Origin of the sequence: Maricaulis sp. (genome assembly GCF_048268525.1) — a bacterium.
GTDB lineage: Bacteria > Pseudomonadota > Alphaproteobacteria > Caulobacterales > Maricaulaceae > Maricaulis.
The window spans coordinates 1-15,395 of the sequence record NZ_JBLWVH010000022.1 but is presented as its reverse complement, the minus strand read 5'-3'; the positions used below and the strand labels follow the sequence as shown (position 1 = coordinate 15,395).

Sequence of the window (15,395 nt, the reverse complement as noted above, 5' to 3'; positions counted from 1 at the left end):
CCGGTCTTGCTACCGGATTGCGCCGGGGTCAGGCGGCGGTTTTTCGCGGGTAGTTGGCGGGGTCTGCCGCGTCGATCAGGATCGGTTGCTGGACCGCTGAATAGACCGTGCGGCTGGCGATTTCGTCAATCGTGACACCCTCGCGGCCGGTGAACTCGATGGCTTTCAGGCGCAGCACGATCTCGGCTGTCTGGTCGATATTCGTATCGCCGCGCTCCCAGCGTCCGATGGTCTGGCCATCACGGCCGATCAACTTGGCAAGTTGCGCCTGGGACATGCCCATCTCGGAGCGCAGGAAGCGGATCTCCTTCGGGGTCAGCCCCCCCTCCTTGTTGGCGACTGCATACACCAGGACTTGGTGCAGCAGATTGACATTGGGGATCGTGATGACCTCGTCACCAGCGTCATCCGTCTGGATCGGAAAACCCTCCAGGATGACATTGTCGAGGCCACACTCATCATAGCGGTAGTCGATGCGGCGCTCACTCATTTTTCGTCCTTCCACATAATCGTCACGACCTTCAACGCACAGCTCTGGCTTGGAATTACGACCGCAACCAGTGTTCGCCCATCGCTGTTCGGTGATGTGCCTTCGATCCTGTACTTATAATAGCCTTCTCGTGTTGCCGCCTCACCCTCTTCATAGACAAAGCCAAATTTGAGAATGTGCAGCAAGTCCGCTTCAATCAAACCTCGTTCCAAGAGGCGCTCTTTGACGTGAAGCGTTTTTGTCAAAACCAAATCCGGGCCGCGAGCACAGGCGTTAATCCTCCGCGTCGCATCTGCCGGTCGACAATTTCCCGGTGGCCTCAACATGCCCCTATGTATCACCGTGATATATCAAATCAAGTTAAGAAAGCGTCACGATGAATGGTCGATCACCACTTCATAGCCGCCGCAGCCTCGGCGCCCCCACTCGCCCCAGCACGAGATCACTGATCGCCCAGACCAGCGCGTCGACGCGGTCGGGGCTGGACTTGGGACCGTCGGCGGCCCCGAAGGCGCACATCTGGTCTTCCAGGGCCGGGAAAGGCCGCGCATGGCGGACCCGGCCGGCGGCGTAGAGGGCAGCAACCGGTTCGGCGCGGGCGCGCTTGCCGCGGCTGGCATGGACCAGGCGCACCGGTAGGCCCGGCGCGGCGGCCTGAAGCACGGCGCGCACCATCTCGCCGCCCTGGTTGGCTTCAGCGATCAGGGCGTCAGCGCTGTAATCATCAAAGGCGGACGCGGCCCTGGCGGCCCAGTCGGCGGGCAGGGCCGGACCAAAGGACAGATCCGCCAGCACCACGGCGACGCGCGCCGGGCCTTCACCCCGCGCGCCGGCCACCACGATCCCGCATTCATCGGACCGCGGACCGCCGGTGGCCGGCGGGTCAAGCGCCACGACGATGCGGTCGAGCTCAGGCATCTGCCCCACAGCCAGTCGCGCCGCCTCGATCTGGGCCCGCGTCCACAGGGCGCCATCGGGATCATCGATCAACAGGCCTTCCACCTCCTGCCGCCCCAGCATCGAACCGCCATAGGCCGCGTTCAGCGCCTCGACGAAGCCGGGCGCCAGATTGGCGGCATTGGCGGCGGTGGGCTGATGGGTCACCCGGATGGGGCCACGCGGATCCCAGGCCTTGACCAGGGCTTTCAGCGCCGGAATCGGGCGCGGCGTGGTGGTCAGAAGGATTTGCGGCGCACCGCCCAGCCTCACCCCCATGCGCAGCGTGTCGAGGACACGTTGCGGGTCCGGCCAGGCGGCGAATTCATCACCCCAGGCATAGTCAAATTGCGGTCCGCGCAGCCCGTCCGCATCCTCGGCGGAAAAGGCATAGGCCTGACTGCCGGAGGGAAAGACCAGACGCTTTCGACTGGCCTCATAGCGCGGCCTCTCCATCGCGCTACCCAGATGTTTCAGGCCCGAAGGCCCCTCAATCATCACTTCGCGAACATCATTGAAAGTCGGCCCCACCAGGGCGATCCGGCTGACCGTGCGCAGCGCCCGATGGCGCACCCATTCAGCCCCGGCGCGGGTCTTGCCGGCACCGCGACCACCGAGGAACAGCCAGGTCAGCCACTCACCCGGCGGCGGTAGTTGCGGGCCCGTCGCGCGGTAGCGGAAGTCGGTATGGATCGCGTCTTTTTCCTGTCGGCCCGGTTTCCGCTTCCTGTCGTGCCACGCCCTCTCCTGCTCCCGCCTCGTCAGCGTCCAGAATGTGTCGACGAAGGAAAGCATCGTCGCGAGCTTGTCGGGCGGCCTCATCGATCGCGTCCTCTTCGTCTGTCGGTTTGGGTGTTGCGGGGGTATCCGGCGTGGCGCGATCGAGCTTACAGAGCGCCGCCAGGCCGTTGGCGATACGCGTCGCCTTGCCGGGGTCGCCGAGCAGGAATTCGATCACGGCCTCATCCTTGCGGCGCTCGATGGCCCGCTCCTGGAGGTCGGACAGCGTCGCGGCGTCATAGGCGCGCAGCCGGCGCAGATTGCGGTTCACAGTGGAGCTGCACAGGCCGCACATTGCGGCCAGCTCCGGCCCGGTCGCCCCGCTCTGCGAAAGCAGCAGATAGGGGTACCAGGCCACGTCGTCTTTCGGTTTTGTCTGGGGAATTGCTGGCATGCCGAACAATAGGCCGACGCCGCGACCGGGCGGATTTCTTCCACGAAAAAACCCGCAACCGCTTGGACGGTCACGGGTTCTTCGGGACAGATACGGGGATAGCGACAGGTTTATCCCCGCCGTCCACCCCCGCCGGGGGGAATATCACTGGTTTTGAAGGCAATGGACGATTGGTGGCGCGTCCTGCTTGAGAGCCCTTGTGACCAATTTGGCTCGAATTTGAAACACCGGAGTGTGGCAAGGGTTGCGCGGTGGTGAACGGGATCGTGAAAATGCGGGATATCGGGACGGGCCGGAGCCATTCCCTTGTCATCCCGGGTGGACGCCCGGCGCAGGCCGGGCGCAAGCCCGGGACCCAGCTGGTGGCGGCACATGGGTCCCCGCCATGCGTCCGGCCTGCGCCGGACATCCTGCGGGGATGACAAATGTGGGAGGGGCGTTGTTGTCAGGCTGATGTGACCCGCTCACACATTTTTCCCGGAAGCGCGGCAGCGCGATCCGGGGGATGACGGGGTTGGGGAATTGGAGAGGAAAGAAGGACCGGCGCAGCGCGCCCACTGATCCATAAATCACTTGCCGAGAGAAAGCCGTATCCGGTTCTTGAGCTCAAGGGTGAAACCGCGAAGCGGGGGCTGCGCCGCCCTTGACCTCAAGAACCGGATACGGCCCGTTGGCTGACAAGGGATCTATGGATCAAGGTGCGCGCGAGGCGCGCCTCTTCTTCTTCAATCCTCAAAAACCGTCATCTCACGGGGCGCGCGGAGCGGACATCCGGGGGATGACGGTGGATTGAGGCTTAATCTTTGTGTCGAGGGAAGAGTTCAAGACATGGAACCAGGGGTGCACGACAAGACAGAACCAGTCCGCGCGACTTGCCACTCACCCGCGCTTGCCCGCCAGCCTGTACCCAAGCCAGGCCATCGGCAGGAAGACCGCCAGGCCGAAGGCCCACATCCACAGTGGACTGGGGATGAAGATCAGGTTGCTCAGCCCGGCAAACAGCAAGCCGCCGCCGGCAACCAAGGCCAGCGCCAGATGATGGCGGCGCGCCAGTGTGGTGGTCACCCATCCGGCCATCAGCGCGCCGCCGCCCCAAGCGGCGATCACGGCGACGCGATTGGCGTTGGGAACCTGCGCGAGAGCCGCGTTCAGGGCCTCGCGGTCATTCAGGTCCTCCGGGATCAAACCCTCCGGCAAAGGCATGGCGATGTGCCCGAGCGCCTCAAGGACACCCGTCACGATGCCGCCCGCAATCACGCCTGCCAGGACTGCCAATATCATCCGGACCATGCGGTCTCCCTCGAAAATGCCCGGGCGCTCTCGTGGCGAGGCCCGCCTGCGAGCGGAAGACTGCCCCACCCGACAGGCCTGCGCCAGCACGCGCTCAGTCGTCGAGCGTTACCCTCTCGCACGCACTCGCCTGCCGGGGGAAAATAATGCTCGCAAACAGGCGCCTTAACACCTGATTACAGAAAACATGCCAAAAAGGGTTTGACCGCGCGAAATTTTTGCGCATTTCTTGTCATCACGTTTTGCAGGTGCAGCAATTTTGCTGGACCGGCCCGCCGCCGCTGCGGCAGAGGATTTGTCGATATGGCCTTCGCCATGGACATGACCAGCACCCTCCGGTCGACCCTTTCAGGGTCGGGCGTGACCGGTTGCGCCATCGAAAGCGGCCTCGGTACCACCTCCATGATTACCTCGACGACCTCCTGGACCAGGGGGGCGGACGGCGTGACGTAGCGGGACCAGACAGACCGCAACACACCGAACCCGCTCCCTCACCGGCAGCGGGTTTTTTCATGCCGATTTTTCACCGATCCAAATCTCTCCAACCCGACCCATCAAGCGACCCGACCCGAAGGACCCGCCCCATGGCCTTGCCAGACCAACCCCAGCCAGACCAAGCCGACCGCCCCCTCAAACTGTGCGTGCTGAAATTCGGCAGCTCCGTCCTGTTCAAGCCGGACGACTATGCCCGCGCCGCCCACGAGATCTATCGCCATGTCCGCGCCGGCGAGAAAGTCGTGGCGGTGGTCTCGGCGCTCGATGGCGAGACCGATACGCTGTTCGGGGTCGGCAATGATGTCGGCCAGGGCTGCAGCGATGCCCTGCTGGCCCGCCTGGTGCGCTGCGGTGAGTTGAAGTCGGCAGCCTTGATGGGGCTTGCCCTTGAACGCTCCGGCATCCCTGCCGCCGTCCTCGATCCCCACGAAATGGGTCTGCGGGCTGAAGGCGAGGCGCTGGATGCCAACCTCACCGGTCTCGACGCCAGCCGCGTGCTCAAGCGCTTCGCCTCGGTCGAGGTGATCGTGGCACCGGGTTTCTTTGGCGAAGGCGTGGACGGGCCTGTCACCCTGGGTCGGGGCGGCACGGATTTGACGGCGGTCGAGTTCGCCCACTGGCTGGGCGCCGACCGGGTGCGCCTGATCAAGGATGTCGACGGGGTCTATACCGATGATCCGGCCAAGGTCGCCAACGCCAAACGGCTCGACCAGCTCGATTATGATGAAGCCGCCAGGGTCAGCCGGGGTCTGGTGCAGGACAAGGCCATCACCCGCGCCAGGGAACAGGACGTGGTGATCGAGGTCGCCGCCCTTGGCCGTCCCTATGCCACGCGGATTGCTGCGGTCGAGAAACGCGCCGGCGATGGTCTGGAGGTAAAGCCCTTGCGGGTGGCCGTGCTGGGACATGGCGCCGTCGGCGCCGGTGTCTGCGCCCATCTGCTGGCCCATCCCGGCCGTTTCACGCTGAACCCGGTCCTCGTCCGCGACCCGGCCCAGCACAGCGCCGGGGCAGCCGCCGAGCTGAGCTTCACCGACGACCCGGCCAGGGCGCTGGGCGGTGCCCCGGACATTGTGGTGGAAACTATTGGTGGTACCGGCCTGGCCCGCGCCCTGTCACAAAGCGTGCTGCGCGAAGGCGCCCACCTCGTAACCGCCAACAAGGCCGTGGTCGCCCTCGACTTTGACCGCCTGCACGAGCTGGCCGAGGAGAACGGCCGGTCGCTACGCTATTCTGCCGCCATTGGCGGCGGCGTACCCATCCTCGAACTCGTCGACCTGCTGGCCCGCCATGATACGCTTCTGTCGGTCGAGGGCGTGCTGAACGGCACCTGTAATTTCGTGCTCGGCCAGCTGGGCCAGGGCGTGCCGCTCGCCGCCGCCGTCGCCGAAGCCCAGCGCCTGGGCTTTGCCGAGGCCGATCCCAGCGCCGACATTGATGGTCTCGACGCCGCCGACAAGCTGGCCATCCTGGTCCGACACGCCTTCGGCGTCGCCCTCCATCCCGACCAGATCGCCTGCGAGAGCCTCAGCGACCTGTCGGCCGCGCGCATCGCCACGGTCAACGAACAGGGTCTGGTTTTCAAACAGGTTGCCTGCTGCAGCACGACCACGGAAGGCGGGGTGGATGCCCGGGTCGAGATCCGCGCCCTGGCGCCGGATCATCCGCTGGCCGGACTGGTCAATGAGGGCAATGGCGCGCTGCTCAACCTGCCCGGTGGACAGGTTGGCGTGTTCGGCAAGGGAGCCGGTCGCTGGCCGACCGCGGAAGCTGTCTTCGCCGACATCATGGATATCCAGCGCGAAACCTTGCTGCCGTCGCAAAGCGCGTCGCGCCAGCCAGAGAATCCACTTAGCCATGGTCGCCGGATGTCGAGGACGGTGGCATGAGCAAAAAACCATCGCTGGCGCGCGCGAGTGCACCCGCCAGCATCGGCAATGTCGGGGTCGGCTTCGATGTGCTCGGCCTCGCCTTCGATGCCGTGCGCGATACGGTCACGGTCCATCGTGACGCGGCACCGGGTGTCCGCCTGGGCCATGTCTCCGGACTGGTCGAACACCTACCCGAGGCCGTCATCGACAATTGCGCCCTCGCTGCCGCTCATGCGGTCCTTGAAGCCGCCGGTTCGCCTTGCGGCCTCGTCGTCGATATCCACAAGGGCGTGCCGCTGAGTGCCGGCATGGGCGGATCCGCCGCCTCGGCCGTCGCCGCCGCCGGTGCCGTCAATGCCCTGCTCGGCTCGCCCTTCAGCCTGAGCGAACTCCTGCCGCTGGCCATGGAGGGCGAGAAAGTCTCCGCCGACCCGCCGCCCTGGGACAATGTCATGGCGGCCCTGATAGGCGGTCTGGTGGTCGCCGGCCGCCTCGACCCGCCCCTGATCCGCCGCCTGCCGCTGCCCGCCGGTGTGGCCTGCGTGCTCTTCCATCCCGACCGCAAGGTCGAGACCCAGCGCGCCCGCGAACTGCTCGCCCCGACCATCGCCAAGGACATTGCGGTCGAGCATGCCCGCAACATGGCCAGCTTCGTCGCCGGCTGCGCCATCAATGATCTCGACCTGGTCCGCGCCGGGCTGAGCGACATCTTCATTGAGCCCCAACGCCTGCCGCTCCTGCCCGAGCTGGCTGCGGTCCAGACCGCCGCGCTTGAAGCCGGCGCGCTGGGATGTTCCTTCTCCGGGTCCGGCCCCTCGGTCTTCGCCTGGGCCGCCGAGACCGAGCTCGCCGCCGTCGAGCGCGCCATGGCCGCCGCCTTCCGCGCCGCCAATTGCGACGCCAACGCCTATGACGCGCCGATCGACTCGGCCGGCCTGCGTGTGGAGTCGGTGGAATGATGTATCGCTCGACCCGAGGCCAGGCCCCCTTGGTCGATGCCGGAGCCGCGCTGCGCGCCGGTGTCGCGCCCGATGGCGGTCTCTACATGCCGCAGGAGCTGCCGCGCTTCACGGCGGGCGATTTCAGCGACACGCCCGACCTGCCCGGCCTCGCCGCGCGCCTGCTCGCCCCCTTCTTCGCAGACAGCGCTATCAAGCCCGCCCTGCCGTCAATCTGCGCCGACGCTTTCGACTTCCCCTGCCCGCGCATACCGCTCGCCAGTATAAATAGCGGCCCGGACATACTCGAGCTCTTCCACGGCCCGACCGGCGCCTTCAAGGATTTCGGGGCCCGCTTCCTGTTCCGCGCCTTTGCCGCCCTGGGACAATCAACCGACAGGCCGGTCACCGTGCTGGTTGCCACATCGGGTGATACCGGCGGGGCCGTCGGCTGCGCCGCGGAAGGCGTCGCCGGCACTCGCGCCGTCATCCTCTTCCCGGCCGGCCGGATCTCGCCCTTCCAGGAGCACCAGCTGTGCTGCTGGGAACCACCGGTCGAGGCGGTGCGGGTCAGCGGCGATTTCGACGCCTGCCAGGCCCTGGTCAAGGCGGCGTTCGCCGACCCCGATCTCGCTCGCCGGCACAATCTCACCTCGGCCAATTCGATCAGTATCGGCCGTTTCCTGCCACAGATGACCTATTGGGCCCGCGCCGCGCTGGACGTCACCGCCGAGACCGGCACGCCGCCCGGCCTGATCATCCCGACCGGCAATCTGGGCAATGCCTTCGCCGCCGTGCTGGCCCGCGCCTGCGGCGTCCCGATCGGCCCGATCATGCTGGCCACCAATGCAAATGCGACCCTGTCCGACTGGCACGCCTCGGGCCAGTATGAAGGCCGCCCCTCCATCGCCACCCTCGCCAACGCCATGGATGTCGGCACGCCCAGCAATTTCGAACGCCTCGCCGACCTGCCGCCCGGCCAGATCGAGGCCGTGATCCGCGTCAACGACGACGCCATCAAGACCCGCCTGCGCGCCACCTTCGACCAGTCCGCCTACATCGCCTGCCCCCACACCGCAACGGCCCTGGAAGCCTTCCACACCCTCGACACAGACCAGCGACAGGCCCGCCGCTGGATCATCGGCGCTACCGCCCACCCGTCAAAATTCGCCGACACGGTCGAGCCGGTGATCAGCCAGACGGTCGCCCTGCCGCCAGCGCTGGAAGCGGTGCTGGGACGCGAAGCGAAATGTCGGGAGATGGGTGTGGGTTTGCCGGAGCTGGCGGGGGTTTTGGCGGGGTGAGATCTGGTGAAAGCCCACCGTTTAGTCTGTTAGGCTGACGTACTCGTTAGACAGCAATTGAATTCTGGCCCCTCCAAAAAGGCAGTACATTCACCTTACGGATATAAATTGTAAAACAGCGGAAACCCAAATCCAAGCCGTTCCAAATGAAATTGCAGCAGCAACTAGAAAAATTAGAACCTTGGATGCATAAAATCGAGTTTGCGGCAAATAGGGCGTCAGCCATAAAGAAAAACTTACGCCCAGACCAAATAATAGGTTTCTAATTTCATCAGCCGACCTACTCAGAATAGGAACACGAGCACCTATAAGCCACAAAACCAGCAACGCAGGTATCAGAATAAACGAAAACAATATAATTGGTTTTGTAGATACGAATTCAATAAATTTCACACCAAATACAGACTCAGAATACACATCGCATAGCGCAACATGCAAAGCGTCTACACTCGAATCGCGGCCATGACCGCTACACACCCCCACGGTGATTGCCAAACTTGAAATCCATAAACCCAACGTTGCCAGCATCACGGTTATGCCAGTCATAACAAATTGGGCATGCTCGGCCTTTTGCCCACCGAGGTCGTTAAGCAGGACCTCCATCGAAGCACGAGTGTGCTCCCAATCAAATCTTGGAACAGCCTCACTATTCTCGAACTGCAAGGCATTCTTTGACGTACGCCGAATTCGGCCGAGAAGCTTACTGAACGCGTCAGCGTAGGCAGAAAATCCGCATGCGGATCTGACAGCACTAACCACGCAGCCCTGCCGAGACCGATGAACACACCTTGCCAACGCCCAAAGCGTCTCGCGGCGCCAGCTAGAATCGTCATCCATTTCGCCGCCTACAACACTTTCTGTAAGTGGCAACAAGCTGTCTTGACCATCTTCATGGTGATAATGCTTGTGAATTGACTCCTTGACGAAATAGTACACTTGCCGCGACAGCGCCCGTGCTAGCTCTTCACGATCGACGGCAGCAGCCCTTTTTTCAGCTTCCTCGCCAACCGATCCAGGGAGTTTGAAAAACAACTCCAATGGGAGAGATTTTTCAATGAACCTCACCCTAAACTCACCAGTACGACACAATAAGAATTCAAAATCAGCACACACGCCACCGACCTTACGAATTGCCTCGATGTTCAGCTCGACGCCTGCGTCGTATTTGTCGAAAACTTCGCTTTTAACGCCCGCTTCCCTTGTTTGAAGAGGAAACTTTGCTGTTTCCAACTTTATTGTCCGTGCAGCCACCTTCGCGGCAGCCCGTTCCACCGGGTCAGAATGATAAGGGATTACAGAAATTCGCCCCGCAAGGGCTCCGATTCCATCAAGAAAGCCGCTAATGACCCCGTCTTCCTCGACTGGACGCGCTTCAGACACTGAGGACGCTCGAAGTACAAATGTCGAGCGACGCCACCTACCTGCTAGGGGGCCAAAGACGCCGCGCCCGAATTCATCCCTAGTGATCCGCTCTTTATAGATAACAAGCCGACGCTCAGCGGGCTGCGAGCAAACAATCGGAGAATTTACCGTGACTGCACCGCGGCTAAACGTACCCATCAAGCTGAACGACAGATGGCTGGAGGCGCACGGCACCCAGCCGGCCAAGTGCTTTTCAGCGTAATTCCACAATTCGCCCCCCCCCCGGCCGACTGGAATGACATGCAACTTAAAGGTTAGAATCGTCGCGTTTTCAAGCTAAACTCTACTTTATCGCTGTGTTTGATCCAATTCACACCATCGCCCATTCGGAGATTTGGATAGCCGTGGTCCCGGTGAGCCGATTGACCAGCCAGAACCTCCGCCGCAGCAATACCCTCATTCCGCATATCGCGAATTTCGGCTGCACCATGAACAAGGGCATCCCAAGCGATTCTGCCCGACACCATCGACACAACCCCGCATATGAAAGCGGTAACCGCTAAAAACCATTGCGATGAAAGAAATTCGGTAAATTCGCTCACGAGATCCAAAAACCATCTCCGCGCTTGAAAGCTATATTCACACAATCGGATTGCGAGAGATACAAAGCAAACAAACGCGACAATTTCAAGGGATTTTTACACCTCATTACGTAAAGGTCACGGGAGGCAATTATTGATCTGCCATAAATAATCAGTGCAAAATTTTGAATTACTCTATGCGCTATAAATCTACATTTTTAAAAACATATCATCAAATATGTTCGCAGCTGGCACCCCAAATAGTTGCTGCACAAGATACTCATCGGAACGATCGAACTTGGAAAGGCGCCCAAAAAGAAAAACCCCGCGCCAGCGGCACGGGGTTCTTTTTGGGTGCGGGGGTAGGATTTGAACCTACGACCTTCAGGTTATGAGTGAATTCCGGGGGGTGTCACGCGATGACGCCGAGCGTCACCATGACGCCATTTATCACTTATATTCAACATGTTGCGTTGACACATAGGACTCTGAGCGTCACCGTGACCACCCTGTGAAACGCTCCCAACTGCTTCCTATATGCTTCCAAATTTTTGAGACCATGAAATCGATCACGAAACGTTCCGTCGATGCCCTCACCCCAAACGACCGGGAATTCTTCGTTTGGGATCGCCAGATTCCCGGTTTCGGCGTGCGGGTCTCTCCCAAGGGCCGAAAAGTCTATGTGGTCCAATATCGCAACGGTGGACGCACGCGACGAATGAGCCTCGGCGTTCACGGCGCCATTACACCGGACCAGGCACGCGACCTCGCGCGCCAGCGCCTTGGCGAAGTCGCCAGCGGCGAAGACCCGTCCGGCCAAATCCAGCGCGAGCGGCGCGCGCCGAACGTCAACGCTTTGTGCGACCGGTTTCTCGACGAATATGTGCCGCTGCGCTGCAAGGCGACCACCGCGCGCGAATACCGCCGCGCCTGTGACCTGTTCATCCGCCCCAAGCTTGGCGCCTATCGCATTCAGGACGTGATCCGGCCCGATATCGCCGAACTGCATCACAACCTTCGCACCAAACCCTATCAGGCCAATCGCGTGCTCGGCGTTCTCTCCAAGATGTTCAACCTCGCTGAAGTATGGGGATTGAGGCCGGACGGATCGAACCCCACGCGACACGTGCAAAAGTACCCAGAGCGCAAACGCGAGCGCTTCCTTTCACCTGAAGAGATCGAAACCCTGTGGAAGACGCTGGAACACGTGGTTACACGTGGCGACGAAACCGTCCACGTCGCCGCCGCGTTCAAGCTTCTGCTTCTGACCGGATGCCGACTGACCGAAATCCAGACAATGAAATGGTCCTACATACGTGGAAACACGCTTTGGCTTCCCGACGCCAAAACCGGGCCGAGACGTGTCATTCTCAGCGCATCCGCCCTGCAAATGATCGCTGACCTGCCGAGCGTTCACGGGAACCCACATGTGATTGTCGGCGCGGTCGAAGGGCAGCACGTCACCGACCTGCAAAAGCCATGGCGGCGCATCCGCAAGGAAGCCGGATTGGAAGACGTGAGAATTCACGACCTGCGACACACCTATGCCTCGCTTGCCGCGATGGCCGGTCACTCGCTCCATATGATTGGCAAACTACTTGGACACACTCAGGCACAGACGACCGCGCGCTATGCTCACCTGGCCGACGCCGTGACTCGCAAGGCAGCGGATGAAGTGGATGGGCTGATTGGACAATTTGTCGGATCGGTCCAACCGGGCGATGACGACAACATCATTCCACTGGTTTCCAAGCCATGACTGCGAGCAATCCCTTCTCGGAGATCGAGCGCGATTGGCTGAACAAAGCTTCCAGCGCGGAAAAGTTCTACAGCAAGGCTTTCCCTCGAAAATTCGTGTTGGAACTCTCGCGCGGGTTGGACGTCACAGACATCGGCATCGTCGAAAGGCTTTGGCAAACGCTTGGAATGGCAGGACGGCAGTTCGAAGAACTACGCGCGGGAAAGGCAACTAGTCTCCGACCGAGCGAAATCCGCACCGATCTTGAAAAAATCAAACAAACCGCGACCAAGCTTTTGGATCAAATCGGAAGTGACGAGACACCACCTTCCTTGCGCCATCTACTCTGGAGGGCAGAAATCGGCCTGTCGAGAAATGTGCTCGATGAAGCATGTAGCCTCCGAGAAATTGGCGCTGTAATTGCCTTGCCAGCAGCCGAAGACGGCGCCCGCCAATGCCTGTCTCCCGGACTGGTGCTAGTGCGCCCGCAAATCCAGTACTTGCTGAAACTCATTGAGGCGGCGGACGAGCTGGTTGAGCCAGGCTCAACCGGCAGAAGGCGGGACTACGCGCTCGACTTTTTCATAGAGCGGATCACTCGTTTCTGGTCGCTTGAGCTTGGTCGCGAGGTCACAGTCGATCCCAACCAGCCCCAAAACTATACAGATATCGAGCGCTTTGCTGAGTGTTGCGTCAATCGCCTCGATCCAAATTCAACTGCGAAAATCAAAACCTATCTGCGGCATCACCGGACTGACGAAAATCGGTCTGAAAAATAATTCCAATATCGTCAGGACATTGGTGTGCAACGAGCGCGTTGGTGTGATCAATACAGTGTCGATCAAACAAACGAGGTCGACAAATGACACAGCAACTTCCCATCTCTGGAACCGATCCGAACGCGCTTCTTGATGAGTCCGTAGCGGCCGGTTTTCTATCCATTTCTCCACGCACATTGCGCAACTGGCGCACACGCGGAAACGGCCCAAAATTCGTGAAAATTTCCGCCCGCTGCATCCGCTACCGGATGCGAGATTTGCTCGCTTGGTCTGACAAGCGCACCCGCCGCTCCACCTCGGACCTCGGCATTTTCACTTAACCCGTTTTTGCCCTGGCGGGGCTGACCCCACCGACAGGGATTTTTGGAGAGCCATGCTCCCGAAAAGGGGCCGGAGTTCGCTCCGGCCCCGACGGGAGAGGTGTGTGCGCTCTCCAAAAACAAGAAGGGGTCTCTGCGCGAAGCGCGCCTTCTCAACCCGGAAAACAAGGAATCCTCCCATGTCCAAAATTGGAACCCTGAAACCGACCGGACCCGGCGATTTTTGGTCCGACTTGCGCGGCTCGATCCGCACGCTTGCCTTCAAGGCCATCATCCGTATCGCCGCAACCAATGAGCCGCAGCCTCACACCGATGCCCCGACGCATCGCGTCTATGTGCAAGACCCCGACGGCGAGCAAATGGACCTTGGAAGCGCCTGGTCGCGGACAATCAATCGCGGCCCGAACACAGGCGGCACATTCCTGTCCGTCACACTCGATGACCCCAGCTTTCCCCACCCGATCAACTTCGCCGTCTTCAAGGATGGCGAGGCCGCAAACGCAGTCTGGCGCCGACGCCAGGATCAAGCCGCATAACGCCACAACACTCAGAGGGGGGTCCATGTATCACCCCCCTCTGGCTCTACATAAGGACCCAGACATGACCAATCCCATGCTACTTCACGCCGGTTTCGATGGCCTCGACATGGCCTACAACACCCAGATCGGCCCTGACCTTCACACCGCGCTTTCAGCTGCGAAGGCGGTTGCCAATGACGAGCGCCGCGCACAGCCGGTAAGCTTTGGCGGGCATGACTTCCTTGTCGAAGGGCATGGCGGCAAGGGGGGCTACACCTTCGCCGTCAACACCGGCGAATTCGGCGCGCTCTGGTGGTTCAAGGAACCGTGCGCGAGAGGCGATCCGTGGGGCGTGAAAGTCTCTTGCCGCGCCCTGTCCCTCGCCGTACACGGCCTCGATGCCGTCAAGGCCAGCGCGGACCAGTTCCTGACCGATCTCGGCGTGGCTTTCACAGAGGTTGACCGGCGGATATCCCGGATCGACTACGCCATTGACCTTCTCGTGCCAGGCTTCGAAATTCGCCCCGAGAACTTCGTCTGCCATGCCCGGCGCTCCAAGGCGCTCGACGGGACGTTTTCAGCCACTCAACGCGGCACGGCCTATCAAGGAATTCGTATTGGCAAACTGCCGAACACTCAGGTCTGCATCTACGACAAGCGCCGCGAAGTGCTCGACAAGCGCAAAGCCTTCTGGTGGGACATTTGGGCGAAGCAGGCCGACAAGCACGGCGTCGCGCTGACCAAGCACTCGGACATCTGGCGATTCGAGTTCCGCTCCGGTGGCGACGGTATCAGCAGGATGCTGAAGCGCCGGACTTGGGAGTGTTTCAGTCAAAACCCGACGCTCCTGTTCCAGAAAATCGCCGCCCAAGCCCGCCTGGTCGATCCGACCGAAGATTCAAACCGGACACGCTGGCCGAACACACCGGAGTGGGATGCCTGCCAGGCGGTGATCGACAAGATCAGCGTGGATCAAGCCGCCGATGTAGACGCACAGAAAATCGCCGACCAATTGAGGGTCGAATACCTACGCACGCTCGAAAAGCAGACCGTCGGGCTGATTGTATCGCAGGTGTGCGCGTATGGGCTTGGCGTCGCGGACATGCCCGCGATGTTTGAGCAAGTGCGGCTGGATGTGGATGAAGCGCTGGCGTTGAAGGGGGAGGAAGCGGACGGGGCACTCGCGCGGCGGGCGGCTGAGATTGATACTCGTTTCAGTCGCTAAATCCCGATAGCGGGCCTTGCAGCAGTACCAAGTGGTAACCGCGCAACTTGCTGGCGCCGGATCGGTACTGATGGACCTCCAGACGGTCTGGAAACATCATCAGGCGTTAGACTAGAACTTTACTCGGTGCCTTCAGCGACAGGACAAGCGCGCAATCCGGCGTGTCTGTGCGCTCACACTGGCTCGTGATCTCCTCCAGAGACGCAGCGAGCTGCCTGAGATCGGCGACCTTGCGATGGATTTGGGACAGATGAATCTCGGCAATCCCTGCAACCTGTTTGCAGGAAAAGGTCTGCTTCTCCGTCATGGTAAGAAGTTCCCTGACTTCCGCGAGAGCAAATCCCAACTGTCTTAGCCGAAGTGCAAACCGCAGG

16 protein-coding genes are annotated in these 15,395 nt (G+C 61.3%); 8 read left to right on the top strand and 8 right to left on the bottom strand.

The annotated features are described in order from the left end of the window. Positions 1-28: 28 nt before the first annotated feature. The 5 genes from ACN0X9_RS11615 to ACN0X9_RS11595 form a co-directional block, all read right to left on the bottom strand. Positions 29-490 (bottom strand): helix-turn-helix domain-containing protein, encoded by a 462-nt coding sequence (locus tag ACN0X9_RS11615; RefSeq protein ID WP_417487739.1) that lies wholly within the window; start codon positions 488-490, stop codon positions 29-31. Next, the gene (locus ACN0X9_RS11610; protein ID WP_417487738.1) at positions 487-735 is read right to left on the bottom strand and encodes a DUF4258 domain-containing protein; all 249 of its coding nucleotides are present in this window, start codon (positions 733-735) and stop codon (positions 487-489) included. Before ACN0X9_RS11610 ends, ACN0X9_RS11615 begins: the two co-directional genes overlap by 4 nt. Positions 736-886: 151 nt before the next feature. Beyond that, positions 887-2,050 (bottom strand): DNA-packaging protein, encoded by a 1,164-nt coding sequence (locus ACN0X9_RS11605; RefSeq protein ID WP_417487785.1) that lies wholly within the window; start codon positions 2,048-2,050, stop codon positions 887-889. Positions 2,051-2,063: 13 nt separating this feature from the next. Next, positions 2,064-2,600 carry a hypothetical protein gene (locus ACN0X9_RS11600; protein WP_417487737.1) on the bottom strand — a complete coding sequence of 179 codons (537 nt, stop codon included), beginning with the start codon at positions 2,598-2,600 and terminating at the stop codon, positions 2,064-2,066. A gap of 879 nt (positions 2,601-3,479) precedes the next feature. Next, the gene (locus tag ACN0X9_RS11595) at positions 3,480-3,890 is read right to left on the bottom strand and encodes a hypothetical protein (protein ID WP_417487736.1); all 411 of its coding nucleotides are present in this window, start codon (positions 3,888-3,890) and stop codon (positions 3,480-3,482) included. A gap of 584 nt (positions 3,891-4,474) precedes the next feature. Between ACN0X9_RS11595 and ACN0X9_RS11590 the strand changes: the two genes are divergently transcribed. From ACN0X9_RS11590 to thrC, 3 genes are read left to right on the top strand one after another with little or no spacing between them, the layout of a single operon-like run. Next, positions 4,475-6,274, top strand: a complete 1,800-nt coding sequence (locus ACN0X9_RS11590; RefSeq protein WP_417487735.1) for a homoserine dehydrogenase — start codon at positions 4,475-4,477, stop codon at positions 6,272-6,274. After that, positions 6,271-7,215: a homoserine kinase gene (locus ACN0X9_RS11585; RefSeq protein WP_417487734.1), complete on the top strand. Its 945-nt coding sequence runs from the start codon at positions 6,271-6,273 to the stop codon at positions 7,213-7,215. The genes ACN0X9_RS11590 and ACN0X9_RS11585 overlap by 4 nt, the downstream gene beginning before the upstream one ends. Further along, complete coding sequence (gene thrC, locus ACN0X9_RS11580; RefSeq protein ID WP_417487733.1) at positions 7,212-8,498, top strand: threonine synthase; 1,287 nt, start codon at positions 7,212-7,214, stop codon at positions 8,496-8,498. The genes ACN0X9_RS11585 and thrC overlap by 4 nt, the downstream gene beginning before the upstream one ends. Positions 8,499-8,588: 90 nt before the next feature. On the opposite strand, the gene ACN0X9_RS11575 is transcribed toward thrC, so the two are convergent. Together ACN0X9_RS11575 and ACN0X9_RS11570 are read right to left on the bottom strand one after the other, a co-directional pair. Then, positions 8,589-9,878 carry a hypothetical protein gene (locus ACN0X9_RS11575; protein WP_417487732.1) on the bottom strand — a complete coding sequence of 430 codons (1,290 nt, stop codon included), beginning with the start codon at positions 9,876-9,878 and terminating at the stop codon, positions 8,589-8,591. A gap of 296 nt (positions 9,879-10,174) precedes the next feature. Then, on the bottom strand, positions 10,175-10,462 hold the full coding sequence (locus tag ACN0X9_RS11570) for a hypothetical protein (protein ID WP_417487731.1): 288 nt from the start codon (positions 10,460-10,462) through the stop codon (positions 10,175-10,177). Between the two features lie 538 nt (positions 10,463-11,000). Between ACN0X9_RS11570 and ACN0X9_RS11565 the strand changes: the two genes are divergently transcribed. The 5 genes from ACN0X9_RS11565 to ACN0X9_RS11545 all read left to right on the top strand — a co-directional run bounded on the left by ACN0X9_RS11565 (position 11,001) and on the right by ACN0X9_RS11545 (position 15,021). Then, positions 11,001-12,200, top strand: coding sequence for a tyrosine-type recombinase/integrase (locus ACN0X9_RS11565; RefSeq protein WP_417487730.1), 1,200 nt, complete (start codon positions 11,001-11,003; stop codon positions 12,198-12,200). Continuing rightward, positions 12,197-12,958: a hypothetical protein gene (locus ACN0X9_RS11560; protein WP_417487729.1), complete on the top strand. Its 762-nt coding sequence runs from the start codon at positions 12,197-12,199 to the stop codon at positions 12,956-12,958. Before ACN0X9_RS11565 ends, ACN0X9_RS11560 begins: the two co-directional genes overlap by 4 nt. Positions 12,959-13,041: 83 nt before the next feature. Beyond that, positions 13,042-13,278, top strand: coding sequence for a helix-turn-helix transcriptional regulator (locus ACN0X9_RS11555; protein WP_417487728.1), 237 nt, complete (start codon positions 13,042-13,044; stop codon positions 13,276-13,278). A gap of 179 nt (positions 13,279-13,457) precedes the next feature. Next, on the top strand, positions 13,458-13,814 hold the full coding sequence (locus ACN0X9_RS11550) for a DUF736 domain-containing protein (protein ID WP_417487727.1): 357 nt from the start codon (positions 13,458-13,460) through the stop codon (positions 13,812-13,814). Positions 13,815-13,878: 64 nt separating this feature from the next. After that, positions 13,879-15,021 carry a hypothetical protein gene (locus ACN0X9_RS11545; protein ID WP_417487726.1) on the top strand — a complete coding sequence of 381 codons (1,143 nt, stop codon included), beginning with the start codon at positions 13,879-13,881 and terminating at the stop codon, positions 15,019-15,021. Between the two features lie 106 nt (positions 15,022-15,127). Here ACN0X9_RS11545 and ACN0X9_RS11540 read toward each other — a convergent pair. Further along, a partial coding sequence (locus ACN0X9_RS11540; protein ID WP_417487725.1) for a MerR family DNA-binding protein occupies positions 15,128-15,395 on the bottom strand: 268 nt, incomplete at its 5' end.

Bases quoted from the DNA above. Each gene is read 5' to 3' on its own strand.
- ACN0X9_RS11615 (WP_417487739.1), bottom strand. From the start codon at position 490: ATGAGTGAGCGCCGCATCGACTACCGCTATGATGAGTGTGGCCTCGAC.
- ACN0X9_RS11600 (WP_417487737.1), bottom strand. From the start codon at position 2,600: ATGCCAGCAATTCCCCAGACAAAACCGAAAGACGACGTGGCCTGGTAC.
- ACN0X9_RS11595 (WP_417487736.1), bottom strand. From the start codon at position 3,890: ATGGTCCGGATGATATTGGCAGTCCTGGCAGGCGTGATTGCGGGCGGC.
- ACN0X9_RS11590 (WP_417487735.1), top strand. From the start codon at position 4,475: ATGGCCTTGCCAGACCAACCCCAGCCAGACCAAGCCGACCGCCCCCTC.
- ACN0X9_RS11585 (WP_417487734.1), top strand. From the start codon at position 6,271: ATGAGCAAAAAACCATCGCTGGCGCGCGCGAGTGCACCCGCCAGCATC.
- thrC (WP_417487733.1), top strand. From the start codon at position 7,212: ATGATGTATCGCTCGACCCGAGGCCAGGCCCCCTTGGTCGATGCCGGA.
- ACN0X9_RS11565 (WP_417487730.1), top strand. From the start codon at position 11,001: ATGAAATCGATCACGAAACGTTCCGTCGATGCCCTCACCCCAAACGAC.
- ACN0X9_RS11560 (WP_417487729.1), top strand. From the start codon at position 12,197: ATGACTGCGAGCAATCCCTTCTCGGAGATCGAGCGCGATTGGCTGAAC.
- ACN0X9_RS11555 (WP_417487728.1), top strand. From the start codon at position 13,042: ATGACACAGCAACTTCCCATCTCTGGAACCGATCCGAACGCGCTTCTT.
- ACN0X9_RS11550 (WP_417487727.1), top strand. From the start codon at position 13,458: ATGTCCAAAATTGGAACCCTGAAACCGACCGGACCCGGCGATTTTTGG.
- ACN0X9_RS11545 (WP_417487726.1), top strand. From the start codon at position 13,879: ATGACCAATCCCATGCTACTTCACGCCGGTTTCGATGGCCTCGACATG.